This is a genomic window from Streptomyces sp. A5-4, assembly GCF_051131715.1.
In the GTDB taxonomy this organism is placed as follows: Bacteria; Actinomycetota; Actinomycetes; order Streptomycetales; family Streptomycetaceae; genus Streptomyces.
The window spans coordinates 5,551,545-5,565,517 of sequence record NZ_CP178591.1 but is presented as its reverse complement, the minus strand read 5'-3'; the positions used below and the strand labels follow the sequence as shown (position 1 = coordinate 5,565,517).

The 13,973-nt window shown below is 68.9% G+C and carries 14 protein-coding genes; 11 read left to right on the top strand and 3 right to left on the bottom strand.

Going from position 1 to position 13,973, the window contains the following annotated elements:
• Nucleotides 1–14: 14 nt before the first annotated feature.
• Nucleotides 15–755 (top strand): class I SAM-dependent methyltransferase, encoded by a 741-nt coding sequence (locus ACLLJJ_RS26125; RefSeq protein WP_434595883.1) that lies wholly within the window; start codon nucleotides 15–17, stop codon nucleotides 753–755.
• A 135-nt stretch (nucleotides 756–890) separates the two neighbouring features.
• Nucleotides 891–1,565 (top strand): hypothetical protein, encoded by a 675-nt coding sequence (locus tag ACLLJJ_RS26120; protein WP_434595881.1) that lies wholly within the window; start codon nucleotides 891–893, stop codon nucleotides 1,563–1,565.
• 329 nt (nucleotides 1,566–1,894) lie between these two features.
• Here ACLLJJ_RS26120 and ACLLJJ_RS26115 read toward each other — a convergent pair whose 3' ends face one another.
• From ACLLJJ_RS26115 to ACLLJJ_RS26105, 3 genes are all read right to left on the bottom strand, one after another.
• On the bottom strand, nucleotides 1,895–2,314 hold the full coding sequence (locus tag ACLLJJ_RS26115) for a hypothetical protein (protein WP_434595879.1): 420 nt from the start codon (nucleotides 2,312–2,314) through the stop codon (nucleotides 1,895–1,897).
• Nucleotides 2,315–2,495: 181 nt separating this feature from the next.
• Nucleotides 2,496–2,903: an acyl-CoA thioesterase gene (locus ACLLJJ_RS26110; RefSeq protein ID WP_349362159.1), complete on the bottom strand. Its 408-nt coding sequence runs from the start codon at nucleotides 2,901–2,903 to the stop codon at nucleotides 2,496–2,498.
• Between the two features lie 65 nt (nucleotides 2,904–2,968).
• Entirely contained in the window at nucleotides 2,969–4,504 is a 1,536-nt protein-coding gene (locus ACLLJJ_RS26105) for a helix-turn-helix transcriptional regulator (protein WP_434595877.1), read from the bottom strand.
• Between the two features lie 743 nt (nucleotides 4,505–5,247).
• Between ACLLJJ_RS26105 and ACLLJJ_RS26100 the strand changes: the two genes are divergently transcribed.
• From ACLLJJ_RS26100 to ACLLJJ_RS26060, 9 genes are all read left to right on the top strand, one after another.
• Complete coding sequence (locus ACLLJJ_RS26100) at nucleotides 5,248–6,597, top strand: ISL3 family transposase (protein WP_434595814.1); 1,350 nt, start codon at nucleotides 5,248–5,250, stop codon at nucleotides 6,595–6,597.
• Between the two features lie 451 nt (nucleotides 6,598–7,048).
• The gene (locus ACLLJJ_RS26095) at nucleotides 7,049–7,948 is read left to right on the top strand and encodes a helix-turn-helix domain-containing protein (protein ID WP_434595875.1); all 900 of its coding nucleotides are present in this window, start codon (nucleotides 7,049–7,051) and stop codon (nucleotides 7,946–7,948) included.
• Nucleotides 7,949–7,950: 2 nt separating this feature from the next.
• On the top strand, nucleotides 7,951–8,661 hold the full coding sequence (locus ACLLJJ_RS26090) for a zinc finger domain-containing protein (RefSeq protein WP_283522669.1): 711 nt from the start codon (nucleotides 7,951–7,953) through the stop codon (nucleotides 8,659–8,661).
• Between the two features lie 156 nt (nucleotides 8,662–8,817).
• Nucleotides 8,818–9,459: a WhiB family transcriptional regulator gene (locus tag ACLLJJ_RS26085; RefSeq protein WP_434595873.1), complete on the top strand. Its 642-nt coding sequence runs from the start codon at nucleotides 8,818–8,820 to the stop codon at nucleotides 9,457–9,459.
• A complete protein-coding gene (locus ACLLJJ_RS26080) occupies nucleotides 9,456–11,036 on the top strand; it encodes a hypothetical protein (RefSeq protein ID WP_434595871.1) in 1,581 nt (526 codons plus the stop codon). The genes ACLLJJ_RS26085 and ACLLJJ_RS26080 overlap by 4 nt, the downstream gene beginning before the upstream one ends.
• Nucleotides 11,033–11,224 carry a hypothetical protein gene (locus tag ACLLJJ_RS26075; RefSeq protein ID WP_185298056.1) on the top strand — a complete coding sequence of 64 codons (192 nt, stop codon included), beginning with the start codon at nucleotides 11,033–11,035 and terminating at the stop codon, nucleotides 11,222–11,224. The genes ACLLJJ_RS26080 and ACLLJJ_RS26075 overlap by 4 nt, the downstream gene beginning before the upstream one ends.
• An 86-nt stretch (nucleotides 11,225–11,310) precedes the next feature.
• A complete protein-coding gene (locus ACLLJJ_RS26070; RefSeq protein ID WP_283522666.1) occupies nucleotides 11,311–11,547 on the top strand; it encodes a hypothetical protein in 237 nt (78 codons plus the stop codon).
• A 128-nt stretch (nucleotides 11,548–11,675) separates the two neighbouring features.
• Nucleotides 11,676–12,212, top strand: coding sequence for a plasmid mobilization protein (locus ACLLJJ_RS26065; protein ID WP_283520495.1), 537 nt, complete (start codon nucleotides 11,676–11,678; stop codon nucleotides 12,210–12,212).
• On the top strand, nucleotides 12,209–13,927 hold the full coding sequence (locus tag ACLLJJ_RS26060; RefSeq protein WP_434595868.1) for a relaxase/mobilization nuclease domain-containing protein: 1,719 nt from the start codon (nucleotides 12,209–12,211) through the stop codon (nucleotides 13,925–13,927). Before ACLLJJ_RS26065 ends, ACLLJJ_RS26060 begins: the two co-directional genes overlap by 4 nt.
• Nucleotides 13,928–13,973 lie beyond the last annotated feature (46 nt).

Sequence of the window (13,973 nt, the reverse complement as noted above, 5' to 3'; positions counted from 1 at the left end):
CGTCAGGAGACGACATGTCCGTGCACCCCGCTGCGCCCTCGCTCGACCTCCTCCGCGAGCAGATCGCTGCCCTCCTGCAGGACCCCGCGACCGGCCACGGGCTCGCCCGGACCCTGCGGGCCACAGCGAAGGAGATCGAGATCAGCCGCTACCACCAAGCCAGCAGCCTGGCTTGGCCGAACGGCCGCATCGACACGACGCCCGAGAGGGTGCAGATCGGCGGCGGCGCCCACCGGATCGACGGCTTCTTCAATATCGACGCCGTCCCACCCGCCGACCTTCTGTGGGACATCCGGGAAGGAATCCCCCTGCACGATGCCAGCGTTCAGCTCATGTTCTCCGAGCACTTCCTGGAGCACATCGACTATCCCCGCTCCGTCAAGCACTACGCCCACGAAGCGCACCGCGTACTCACGGACGGCGGGCAGCTGGTCACGGGCGTGCCCGACGCCGCGTTCCTCCTGAGGCACTACCCCGCCAACTCTGAGCTGGCCGCCGAGATGGTGGAACGGTGGTACTCGAAGCGGGACTGCCTCGGCGACATCAGCACCTTCCTCGATCTGATCAACTACACCTTCCGCGACCAGGACGACACCCCCAACTACACGCCCCATCTGTGGGCTTACGACGAGGAGAAGCTGATGCATCTCTTCACCGAGGCCGGGTTCCGGGCTGTGGAACCGTGGGACTTCGACGCCACGATGGCAAATCCGAAGCGGCAGTGGGGCAGCGTGTACGTGGTCGCCAAGAAATAGCCCCAGCACGAGCGCCCCCGAGGGAGCGGGTTTGGCCGGAAGCGACGTGCCCGGGCTAAGGGGAGCTGCAGCTGTGCGGCGTTTGCCGGGCTACCGTTCATCTCGAGCACCATGGCGACCGAGGAGACCTGTGACATGACCAAGACCGACGGCCCCCGTGTTCTCCCTGGTCCCGCCAGTACCATCCAGCTGACCTATACCCAGCAGGAGTGCTGGTTCGAAAGCGGCGAGGACGAGCCCGTCATCTGGAACGTCTCGGCGGACCTGTTCGACCACGAGCGCGACGAAATCGTCGAGCACATCGGCGCCTTCGAGTTCTTCCGCGCCGATCCATTCGAGACCCGGGACCTCTTCGGGGTGCTCGACGGTCACGACGGGGATGTCGGCCTCATCGCCGAGACGATCCTGGACGTCAGCTCCGGGCAGTTCCACGATGACCTGGACGACTTCACCGAGCCGATCTACCCCGCCATGCTCATTCTCAACAGCGCCAAGCTCGTCAAAAAGTGGCGTGGGTTCGGGGTCGGCGCTGCCCTCGTTGGGCGGGCCATCAACAGGCTCAGCGCCGGCTGCCGTGGGGCGGCCTGCTACCCGGCCCCGCTCGACGGCCCGGACGAGGACCGGGAAACCGCAGTCGCCTCGCTGCGGAAGACCTGGCAGCAACTGGGCTTCGAGCACTACCGCGACGGCGTCTTCCTCCTCAACCTCGGCACCGTCACCCTCGGCGAAGCCCTGCCCGGCCTCATCAAGCGTGTCGACGCCCTGCCGCAGCCCGACGTGGACGACTGGCGATACGGAGCGGAGGACTGATGGCCACCATCGACCAGCGGGTTGCCGTTCACCTCGTGGACGTCACCTCGGACGCTCAGGCCAGGACGATCACCTGGGACCACCTGGCGACGGTCCGGCTCGGCGGCGGCAGCTGAGGATCGCCGCTCGTTCCGCCGCGCGTGAGCGAACCGGCCTGACGGCGACGTCGCCGCGCGCCCCCCCACCGCCGGACCTCATCGTGCGGGCCGCCCGAGCCTGCCCACCGGGTAACGCGAGCGGTGAGATCGCGGGCGCGGCGGTGACAAGATCCAGCACCTTGCCCTATTCGCTGCACTCATCTCGCTGGGTGCGCTCCGCGCAATCTGGATTCAACGCTCCTGTGGGCGGGCTCCGTTCAGGTCCTCCACGGCTGGCAGCCGGGCGTCCCTGGGGACGACCACGACCTCGCTGCCACTGGACAGCCGCCAGTCGAGAGGCGCCCCAGCGGCTTTCCGCGCCCGACGGTACGTGAGGGCCCAGCCCATTTCCCGCTCGGCCTTCCCGTCCGGTCCCATCCGGGTACGCCACCATAGCCAGCCGATCCAGGACTCCCGCTCCTTAAGGAGAGGCGCCGCGAAGGCATAGGCAGTGGTCGTCATCTGCGCCAACGCGCCAGCGAGTTCCTGCATGCCGCCCAGCGACATCAGGTCCTGCCTGATCGAGACCCGGGCCGCCCGTACGGCTCCGCGTAGGACGGCCGCGATGAAGATGCCGACGATTAGCCCGAGCAGGGCCCAGACCACGATCATTGTGAGGCCCCTATGGCTGCGCGGCTTGCTTCGATCGTGTCCGCCAGCGTGGTGTGGACTTGAAGTGCCGGGCGAGCGAGTGCGAGCTGCGTCACCACATTCGTGCGGCGTACGTAGCCGGGATCGGTCCCGACGACAACAGCGCCGCCCTCACCGGCCATCGCTCTCCGCCCGCGTCGGATCAGGCCAACTTGTAGCGCGCGAAGAACTCTGTCTCGGCTTCCGAGATGCGTCGCGGCGCCCCCGTCTCCAGGTTGTAGGCGGCCATCTTCGTCGTTGCCTCGGCGTATGTGTTCTCCGCGTCCCGGATGGTGTAACCCAGTTCGAGTCGCGCACCTCGGCAGGCGACGACCCAGACGTCCACGCTGACAGGCTCGTTGCGGTAGTCCAGCGGCGCCTTGTAGTCGACGACGGACTGCTGGACCACGAAGGCGTGCCGTCGCCGCTCGGCCTCGTCCGCCGGCAGCATCTCCTGGACCATCCTCGTGCGTGCCTCTTCGAGGTAGGTCAGGTATCGGGAGTTGTTGACGTGCCCGTAGCTGTCTGCATCGGCCCAGCGCAGCGGGAGCGGATAGGTGTATTTGGGCATGGGAGATCTTTCTGTGCGAAGGGCTGGGTGCGATGGCGATCGCACCTGCTGAGTGAGCGGTTCGGCTACGGCGGCGGGGTCGGTGACCTAGGGACCTGGCTGGCCTCCCGGGCATCGGGTACATCGGTATCGCTCGCCTGAATCGCGTGCAGGACCTCGCGGAGCACGCTCTGCTCGGTGTCGCGCTCGTCGAGAAGCTGGCCGATGCGGACGGTTGCCGCGGTGGTGTCGGCTGGCAGCGCGGTGCGGACAAGCTGGTGCATCTCGGCGAGGCACGTGCCCTTCAGAGCGCTCCTTGGCATGCGGGCGATCACCGTGGCGGGTGAGACGTGCGTGACGGACCAGCACCCGACCGCCTCCTCCACAGCCCACACCACGGTGCGCTTGTCGGGGGCGAGCGTCAGCTGGGCGTCTGGTCCCAGAACCTTGCTGATGGCCGGCAGCGGCATGCCGCCCTTCCCGGCATGGGCAGCCGCTTCCCCGGCGGTGGCCACGATTGCCCGGGAGGCGAGGGACGCTGCTTCGCGCCGCCAGCGGGTGGCGGCATCCTCGGCCGCACGGTTCTGTGCGTGTCGCTGCGCGGCGGCCACGTCAATATCGTCCGCATTCGCTGTGGCCCAAGCATTGCGCGGGCCCCCAAGCGCGTCGCGCTCCTCGTCTCCGTCCTGGACCCAGGTGATCACGACGAAGCGACAGTCGGGCATCGACGCGGGGAAGAGGACGTGGCTGACGACCTCAACGGTCTCCCACCCCAAGGCCGGCACGTTCATACGGAAAACGTGGCCGTCGCGCGTCTCGCCCATTTCGTGCTCGGTCTCCCAGACGCGCCGGGCGTCGGGGTCCCGCTTGACCTTGTCGATCAGCTCACGCAAGGCGACCAGCTCGCGCGGCGAGACGTCATCCGGTTTCGTGGCCTCGGCGAACTTGAGCATCTTCACGTAGGCCGAAGCGTGCTTGTCCCAGTCCTGGTACTGGGCGCGAGCCTCCGGATCCGTCAGCGCCCACAGGATGAGGTTTGCACCCGGCTCCATGACCCAGGTCCACCATTCGGCCATCGCCGTGTTGTACGCGAGGATGTTCCAGTGCTTGTCGCACAGGTACGCGGGACTGGGCATCTGCCGGTCTAGGAGCAGGCGCAGCGCCAGCTGAAGCTCCGGCTGGCCGGTGCCGTTCGACAGGATCTGGTGCGGACCGATGTTGTGCAGGGCGAGCGCGTGACGCGCGTCGCGGTCAAGGCCGAGCAGATTCGCAAGGGCCTCGCACTGCTCCCGGCTCCATCGTGGTGGGATCGCACCCTGCTCGATGTTGCGGTACGTCCGCTCGCTCACATCCAGAACCCTGAACACGCTCTTCTGGCTCATGCGCGCGGTCTTGCGCCACCCGCGCAGCATCGCTCCGAATCCCATGAACCGGCCGGCCGCCGGCTGTCCGCCGCCGTTCTCCGAGCCGCTCTCACCCGCAGGGGTAGTGCTCTGCCCCAACGCCTGCTCGTTCGCAGCCTCGTCGCTGCCAAGACGCTTTGTGCCCACAAGAAACCTGCCTTTACATCTGTGCAGGGGAATCCCAAAATCCGGGCACGCAAAAGGGTTCGGCGCATGCACCGAACCCCCCGCACCCGACTATTCCCCGGAAGAACCCTACGCAACTTTTGCGCACCCGTAAGCACATGTGGCATGGCACACAAAGGGCACCCCTTACATGATGTTAAAAATCGAACCACCTACTTCCGACATCACGTCACGTTCGTGCCCGAAGCGGACGATCACCATGATCGATAAGCGACCGGGCTGGAGAAACCGGCAAAAGGTTGCCGGTTTTCGTCACCGGGTGAGTTCTCCGGTCTAGACCACCTATCTAACGCCTTTTCAGTTCCCCTCAGGGAATGCCATTCCCCCTATTTCGTAAGCGACTTACGGGACCGTAGGTCCTTGACTGGGTACGTGTCACCTCGGCGACTTATCCATCTAAAGTGGACAAAAGATCATCGTTGACTGTCATGGTGAAGGTTGGCTTAAATCGCTCTGGCCAGGAGGTTCAACAAATCGTTGTGGCGCAAGCCGTGTGGGGGGCACTGTGAAGCTCATCTCCGAGACCCGGAGCGAGCAGCCTGCTGCCCCGCCCCCGTCGAGCGACTACGCCCCTGGGGCTCGTGGAGCGCCTCGGGGAAACGCGGTAGGCGCTCATTGGCGGGTCTTCGAATTTAGTGGGGGTGCGACGGTGACGACCTGACGGTTGGTCACCGTCCGTGATGGGCCTGCAGTGCGGGTGCCCCGGACGCGAGAAGCCCGCAGGTCTTCGTGATCATGGTTGTTCTCTACGCAACCGATCATGAAAACCCACGGACTTGAGCACTCACGATACCGAGATCAACAGGGACGCGACACGACTGCTGAGGCTGGAGGGGGTGAGTGTGACCAAGGTCAAGGACGACGGAGCGGGTGGATCGACGGTGTACGTCGTGACGAGCGAGGACTCCGCGAGGGCTTGCCCCTCGTGCGGGGTTTTCGCCACGCGGTTGAAGGACTACCGCACCACCGCCCCGAGACATCTGTCCTGCGGCGGGCGCCCGGTGAGTATCCGCTGGCGCAAGGCGCGCTGGCACTGCACCGAAGTAGCCTGCGCGCGCGGCTCGTTCACCGAGGCGATACCCCAGGTGCCCGCCCGGATGCGTACCACTGCCGCACTGCGCGAAGCGGCTGGTGCCGCAGTGGTCGACGGCGGCCGCACCGTGGTACAGGCCGGCCGGGATCTGGGCCTGTCCTGGCCGATCGTCCAGCACTGCTTCGAGCACTACGCCGCGGAGGTTCTGCCCGAGGACCCGCCGGTGACCGAGGCGATCGGGATCGACGAGACCCGGCGGGGCAAGCCGGTGTGGAAGCAGGACCCGGACACCGAGAAGTGGGAGCTGGTGGCGGACGCCTGGCACATCGGGTTCGTCGACGCCATCGGCGGACGCGGGCTGTTCGGGCAGGTCGAGGGCCGCAACGCGGCCTCGGTCGCCGACTGGCTGAGCGCCCAGCCCACCGCCTGGCGCGAGCGGATCTGCTACGTCGCCATCGATCTTTGCTCCACCTTCCGCGCCGCGATCCACCGCGCACTGCCCCACGCGAGGGTGGTCGTCGACTGCTTCCACATCGTGCAACTCGCCCAGCGCCACCTCGCCGACCTGCGCCGACGCCTCACCTGGAAACAGCACGGCCGCCGGGCCCGCAAGGGCGACAGCATCTACACCGTCCGCAAACTCCTGCGCCGCAACAACGAAGACCTCACAGACAAACAACGCGACCTCCTCAAGGCCGAGTTGGAGTCCATGGGCACCTACGGGAAGCAGATCTACGCGGCCTGGCAGGGAAAGGAACTCCTGCGCGACCTCCTGGGCCTGGCCGTCACGCGCCGGCACGTCACCCCCGACCCCTCCGCGATCTCCACCGCACGCCACCGCTTCTTCGCCCACGTCGCCGACCACGCTCACCTGCCCGAACTCGTCACCCTCGCCGAAACCGTCGAGCAGTGGTGGGACGGCATCGAGACCTACCTGACCACCGGCATCACCAACGCCGCCTCCGAAGGCAACAACCGCCTCATCAAGCTCGAAGCACGTAACGCCTTCGGCTTCCGCAACCGAGCGAACCAACGCCTGCGCTCACGCTGTGCAACCACGCGCCGCAGCCGACGGGAAGCACACCCCCACTAAATTCGAAGACCCTCATTGGCGGACCAGGCCGGCACCCTCGAGGGGCTACCAAGACGCCCTACGGCCTCACTCTCTGCGACTAGTACAGAGATTAAGAACCAACTCTGGATCTTGACACGGGTCTCTGCGTATGTTCGTCGTCCCCCGGGCAACCTGCCCGGCACTGCGAATGCGAGGAGCGAGCACATACGGACCGGACCACATGGGTCCGAAAACAGCGGCGGCGCCCGAGAGCTGTGAACTCCCGGACGCCGAACGCCAAACGGCATAACCGCCCCGGCAAGGGCGGCGATTGCCCACCATCACCACGCTGATCCCTTCCACGGGACGTCTCAGCGTGGCAACACTGCAAAGGGGATTCTTGCATGCCTCCTGCCCTGCGCAAAAGGCCCATCCACATGGCCTGCGCCGCACTGAGCCGTCGGCCCCGCCTCGCGAGCGGGAGCGGCCGATGAGCGTCGAGACCCGCGAGTGGGTGTGGAAGTACAGCTCCAGCCGGGGCACCGCGCGACTGGTCCTGCTGTCGATCGCCGACCGGGTGCCCGACAAGCAGTGCGTCGCCTGGGCCTCGATGACGAGCCTGGTCGAGCGAACGAACGCATCGCTGACCGCCGTACGCACGGCTCTCCGGGCCCTCGCCGACGGCGACGAGCTGGAGCTGATCGACGGCTACCAGGGCCCGCTTCGCACGACGGTCTACCGTCTGCCCCGCGCCGCTGCCTACCAGGCCAAGGTCGACAAGGCCAGGGAGGAAGACCCGGACGCGGAGGTCGAGCCGTCCGACGCGGATCCGGTGCCCGAGCTGCAGCCGGAGAGGCTCCAGCGGCACGGGATCTGGCCCACGAAGGGGACTGATTCCGCACCCTCCCGACGGAATCCAACCGGTGCGAATTCCGCACCCTCGCGACGGAATCAGCACCCCCGACGGTCAGGAATCCGCACCCTCAACGGTACGGATTCCACACCCCAGAACCGTAGTGAACCGAAGGTGAACCGTAGTAGGTACAGCAGTGGTGGCACCTCGCGCACCTCGGCAGCCGAATGGCAGGTCGACCCAGACACCCACGCCTGGACCCGCCAGCAAGGGCACCTCGACCGCCTCGGCGAGGAGGGCCTGCAGGAAGCCGACGCGAAGTGGCGCGCTCACCGCGCCGACTTCAAGCCGCGAGGTGCGGGGGCCTGGGCTGCCGACTGGCGCTCCTGGATCGCCCGAGAGCACGCTCCGGGCCGCCCGAATCTCTACGCCCTGCCCGGCAAGGGCCCGGCTGCACCGGGCGGCATGACCAGGGCACAGGCCCACACCGCAGCCCTCCTCGCCGCCCTCGACGAGCCGACCGGAACGGAGGGCTGACCATGGACCGCCGCGAAATCGCCGCCCTGCTGGCCTACATCGGCCGACTCGACCCCCGCACCATCCGCACCGACCAGGGCGAGGCCGGCGACCAGCTGGCCCAGTGGCACGAGCTGCTCGGCGACGTGCCGAAGGCCACCCCGCACGGCTGGGACGCCAGCGTCGCCGCCCGCAAGCACATCAGCCTCTCGCCGTACCCGATCCTGCCCGCGGACATCGCCCGCCCGTGGGAGAGCTACCGCCGCGACCGCCTGGGCCGGCACACCGACCCCACACCGTCCGTCGACCCGGACGACCAGGCCGCCTGGACCGCCGAGCTGGTCGGCGCCCGCCGCGCGGTAGCCACCGGCACCACCCAGCCCGCACAGGCCCGGGCGATCACCATGGGCCAGCTCGATCCGGACCTGAAAGCGCGGCTGCAAGAGATCGGGTCCTGCATACCGCCCGCAGCCCGAGCAGCGCTCGCGCCCTACCGGCCCGCCCGCGCGGCCCGGGAGGCAGCCATCGCCCAGGGCCAACCCGACGCCCTCGCAGTGCGGTGCGACTGGTGCCAGGCGCAGGCCGGCGAACCGTGCCGTCGCCGAAGGATCGGCCCCGACGGCGGAGCACGCGGAACCGCCCCGCGTGCCACCCCCCACCCTGGCCGCCTCGACCTCGCCGCCGCCCGGCAGGCCCAGGAGTCCGCACCGGGCCAGCAGCCCGCGATGGCCTGACCGACCTCTCCGCCGGCGCATCCCGTCCGATGCACCGCCACAAAACACCGTCCCGTACCGGCTGCGGCACCGCCCTGTGTCGCAGCTGGCACCCGACGCCGCGTCCGTCCGCCACCGGCCCCCGACCGGCGACGCGGCAGCACATCGGAGACCACCTTGCGCCACATCACCACCCACGACGCCCCGGCCACCGGCCTGCGCGGCATCGGCGACACCAGCTGGCACACCCGCGGTACGTGCCACGGCATGGACCCCGAAGATGCCGACGCCGTGTTCTTCCCGCTGCCCCGGGACCACGAAGACATCGCCGAGGCGAAGGAGCTGTGCGGCTGGTGCCCGGTCCGCCGCGACTGCCTCAACTACGCCCTGGAGAACGTCCTCAAGGAGGGCATCTGGGGCGGGCTCACCGAAGCCGAGCGGCGCCCCTGGCACGACGGACTGCCCCAACGCCTCGACTACAGCCGCGTGAGCGCGTTCTTCATCGGACGCGACGTGCACCTGACCGAAGCCGAGCGCCAGATCGTCATCGACCACGCCTACGTCCGGGGCTGGCGCACCGACCGGCTCGCCGGAGCCCTGCAGATCAGCCACAAGCACGCCCGTGACCTGCTGCGGCAGGCCGCCCTCAAGGTCTTCGACAGGGACCGCACCTACGGCGTACCCAGGCCCAAAAAGAAGCGCGCGAAAGGCACCTCGCCCAAGGGCACTCCAGCCCCCACCAAACCCGGTACGAGCCAGCCGGTGTCCTGTCCGGCGACCTCGATCTCGGCGCACGCCCCTCTCGGAAAGGCCGCATGACCCACCTCGCCCTGTCCCTCGGCACCGCACCGAACCTGCCTCTCCTCCTGACGGTCGGCGGGTCCATCGCCGCCCTCGCCTTGGTGCTGACCGGCTGGGTGGCCCGGCGCCGGGGCGCGCGTCCGCAGAAACGTCTTGGCAGCCCGGCAGTCAAGGTCGCCGCGCTCGCCGCACTCGGCTGCACCGCCTACAGCGCCGACACGTCGTGGCGCTTCGCCACCGACTACCTCGACATGGCCGGCACCGCAGAACGTGCAGGCATGTTCGCCGCGGCCGAGCTCGCGCTCTTCGCGACCGCCCTGATGGCCCGGCAGAACCTGGCCACTCAGGGAGCACCCGGCCTGCCGGGCACCCTGGTCTGGGTCATCACCGGCGTACAAGTGATCCCCGCCTTCGCCGAGAGCGGTCCTGTCGGCGGCACAGTCCGCGCCTTCGTCGGCCCGATCATGGCGGCGATGCTGTGGCACCTCGCCATGGGCATCGAGCTGCGCCTCCACACCCCGGGTGCCGCGTCCCACGGACTGATCGCCACCCTGGGGCGGGAGGCACGAGAGCGGCTGCTGTCCCGCCTCGGCATCGCCGCCCGAGACCGCGACGCCGCGCAGATCACCCGTGACCGAGCAACCGCCCGCGCGGTCGCCCTGGCCGCCCGACTCGCGGAGCGCACGCCTGATCAACGGCAGAGCTGGCGCGGCCGACGGCTCACCCGGCGGCTGTCGAAGGCAGTCGGCCGGGCCTCGGTCGGCACCGACCCGCTCCAGCGCGTGCAGCTGCTCGACCAGCTGGCCGCCCGCCGGCACGCACTCGCGCTCGCCACGGTCTCGCTGCCCTCTCCCTGGTCCCCGCACGACGGCAGCATGTCGACCTTCTCGGTCCCCTCGCAGAAGGCCCAGAGCGAGCCGGTCCCCAAGGACGGTCCCCACCGTGCCGTCGACATGACCGGGGACCGGGGACCGGGCAAGGAGAGGGGACCGGTCCCCGGAATCGGGGACAACGACGCGGGGATCGAGGACCGTGTCCCGGGGACCGAGCCCGTCAATCCGGAGCCCAACCAGGGTCCCAGCGGTAGCGCGGGGACCGGCCGCCGTGTGGTCGAAGTGCCTGCTCAGGCCCAGGGTCCGCGCCGGGGACCGTCGGACGCCGGATCGGGGACCGAGCCCACCGGGGACCGGGGACCGACCGCCTCCGAAACGGGGACCGAACCCACCGGGGACCGGGGACCGACCGCCTCCGAAACGGGGACCGAGCCCACCGGGGACCGGGGACACAAGGTCCCCCTCCGGCGGAAGCCGACCACAACGAAGGGCAAGGGCAAGCGCAACGGCCGGTCCCGCAGCCCGCAGCCACAACGCCCGCCGCGCGAGTCGGAGCAGTCCGTGGACCAGCTCACCCAGCAGGTCCGCCCGCACGTCCCGGCTCTGCTCGCACGTGACGGCAACGAAGCAATCACCCGGGTCCAGCTGCGGGAGATCCTCCGGCGCGAGGGCCTCAAGGGCGGCCGGAACGAACGGCTGAGTCTCGTCCTCCAGCAGCTGCGAGAGGGCAGCGACACAGCGACAAGGAGCACCACCCGATGAAGACCTGCCACCAGTTCAAGACCGTCCGTGCCGAGTACGAGCGGGAGATCGGCTTCATGACCGCCCACTCCGAACGGCACGCGGGCAGGCCGGCGGCGAAGTCCAGCGCGAAGCAGGCCGCCTCGACGAAGGCACGGATGGCCCGGGCACTCAGCAGCCACGTCGGGCGCTGCCCCGAGTGCGGCTGAACCGGCAAAGCAGCAGCTCAATGCCCCTATCCGCAACAGGTATTTCGGCTCCGTGCCGGGCCACCGCCCGATTCCAGGAGGCCGCCGTGTTCCCGCGCCCCATTCGCTCGTCCGATCCCACGGCCGCCGAGGCGGGCGCTTGGGCGGACGTCCTGGTCCGCCGCGGGCTCCTGCACGCCGCCATCCTCACCCCGACCGGCCAATGGCTCGTCCAGCACCAGCCCGACGGCCCCGTCCGCGTTCTCTCGGGGCCGGCAGACGTCGTCGAACTGGCCGCCACCATCCAGCACCGCATCCGCTCAACGAGGACCGACTCCCGATGACGAACCCGCCCCAGAACGGCACCACCCCCGAGCCTGATCGCGACATCAACTCGGTGTCAGGGGGAGCAAGTTATCCCGTTAGTAATACTCCCGTTGGGAGTATTACTAACGGGCCTCCCGCCCCGGGGGTGGCGGGAGCGGTCCAGCACCGGGGGGCGCAGGTCCGTCGGGATGCGACCGAGGGCGGTTCGCATCCCGAGGAGGGGACACACCCCTGCCACAACCCGCACTGCGCGCACAATGAGCCGCCCCAGCCGCCCCAGCCATCGCGTCGAAACCGAGCGCGAAAAGTTGCCGATCAGAAGCGCGAGCACCTCATCGCCAGCCGCTTCAACAACGCTGAGAAGGCAGACCTCCTCGCTGCCGCGAGTGCCTGCGCGATGACTCCCTCTGGCTTCCTCGCCCATGCCGCCTTGCGAGCAGCCCGCGATCTCACCCGAACCGCGGCCGAAGTCGCCGGCGAACGTGAAGTGATTGACGAGCTGTTCGCGCTGCGCCGCAACCTCAACCAGATCGGTAACAACCTCAATCAAGTGGCCAAGGCGATCAACTCCGGTGCCGATGTCCCCTACGCCACGACGGTCCTTGAATCCGTACACCGTGCAGCACGGCGCGTGGACACCTTCACGCAGATGTACCTCGACACCGAAACGCGAGCCGGATGATCCCCCGCGTCCACCAACGCGGCGCGCGCACGATCGGCCTGCTCAAGTACCTGTACGAAACGAGCACCCACGAAGACCATGTCGACCCGCACCTCGTGGCGGCCTGGGACACCTTCGCGCCCGATCCCGGTCGTGACCCGCAGGCCACGCTTGAACAGCTCCAGCAGCTCCTGGATCAGCCCGTGCAAGCGGTGGCGGAGGCCCGCCGTCCGGACAAGCACGTGTGGCATCTTTCGGTTCGCGCCGCCCCCGACGATCCGGTCCTTTCCGACGAGCAGTGGGGCGAGATCGCCCGGCGCATGGTCGCCGCCACCGGCATCGCGCCGGCCAGCGACGACTCCGGTTGCCGCTGGGCTGCTGTACGCCACGCCGACGACCACATCCACATCATCGCCACCCTCGTACGCGAGGACGGCCGCAAACCCCGACTGAACAACGACGCCAAGCGCTCACAGGCCGAAGCACGCCTGATCGAAGCGAAATACGGACTCAAGCAGCTCAATACCGGTGACGGCACCGCAGCCCAACACCCCACCAGCGCCGAGCGCCACAAGGCCCGACGCCAGGGCCGCGAGCGCACAGCTCGTGAGGAGTTGCGCGAGACCGTACGCCGCGCGGTGGCCGGCGTGACGAACGAGGAAGAGTTCTTTAACCGGCTGGCCGCCGAGGGCCTGCTGATCCGCAAGCGCCGCGCTCCCTCCGGAGACCTGCTCGGCTACAAGGTGGCCCTGCCCGACGACCGCAACAAGGACGGCGAGCCTGTGTTCTACCCCGGCGCGCGCCTCGCCCCGGACCTGTCCCTGCCCCGGATACGGGAGCGCTGGTCCGCCGATCACCCCGTCCAAGCTCCGTCGGCAGATGGTCTCGACCGCGAGGCACCGGGCAGTCCGTCTGCCGCACGCCGGCGGACCGCTTCGGCCGCCTGGGCCGCGGTGCTGATCGTCGACCACGGCGAGGACGCGGTCACCGCCGCGTACATCGCGGCGACCGGGGAGGTCCTGGACGCGCTCGCGAAGACCTCTGCCGCCCACACCCGCCAGGAACTGCGTTCCGCTGCCTCCGCGTTCGAACGGGCCTCCCGCTCCCACGTCCGGGCCGAACGCGGCACCGATCGAGTCCTGCGGCAGGTTGCCCGCGACCTCGTGAACGGCGGGCCCGCCCTTGGCCGGGGCGAGGACGGCGCGACCACCGCCATGGCTATCGACATGCTGTTCTTCCTCATCACCGCCACCATGCTCTGGCACGCGAAGAAGGGACACGCACAGCAGGCCGATGCCGCCCGCCAGGCCGCCGAGCACCTGCGCTCCGCCTACCAGGCCGCCGCTGCCCAGCCCATCGGAGTCCTCAACCGGCGCGGCAAGAACCTGAACCGGCCGCTGCTCCAGCGGCAGACGGTGCTGCTACGCCAGTCGCTTCCGGAGCTGGCTGAGCAGATCCTCGCCGAGCCCGGCTGGCACGCACTCGCCGCCACCCTCGCCGACGTCAAGGCGGCCGGCCACGATCCGGCTGCCCTGCTCACCGATGCAGCGGAGCGACGAGAGCTCGGCACGGCAGAGTCCATCAGCGACGTCCTGGTGTGGCGACTTCGCCGAACCGCGGGCCTGCCCGCTGACTCCGGTGACAAGGTCAACCGTCGTCCGGGCACAGCCCAATCGCCGCGGCCTGTAGGGCAGCGGACACCGGGGCGGCCCGGGTCTCAGCGCACCGGCCCGTGACTGTGGACTTTGTGAATTGAAGTGGTCGGGGAGTTAGGGCACGATC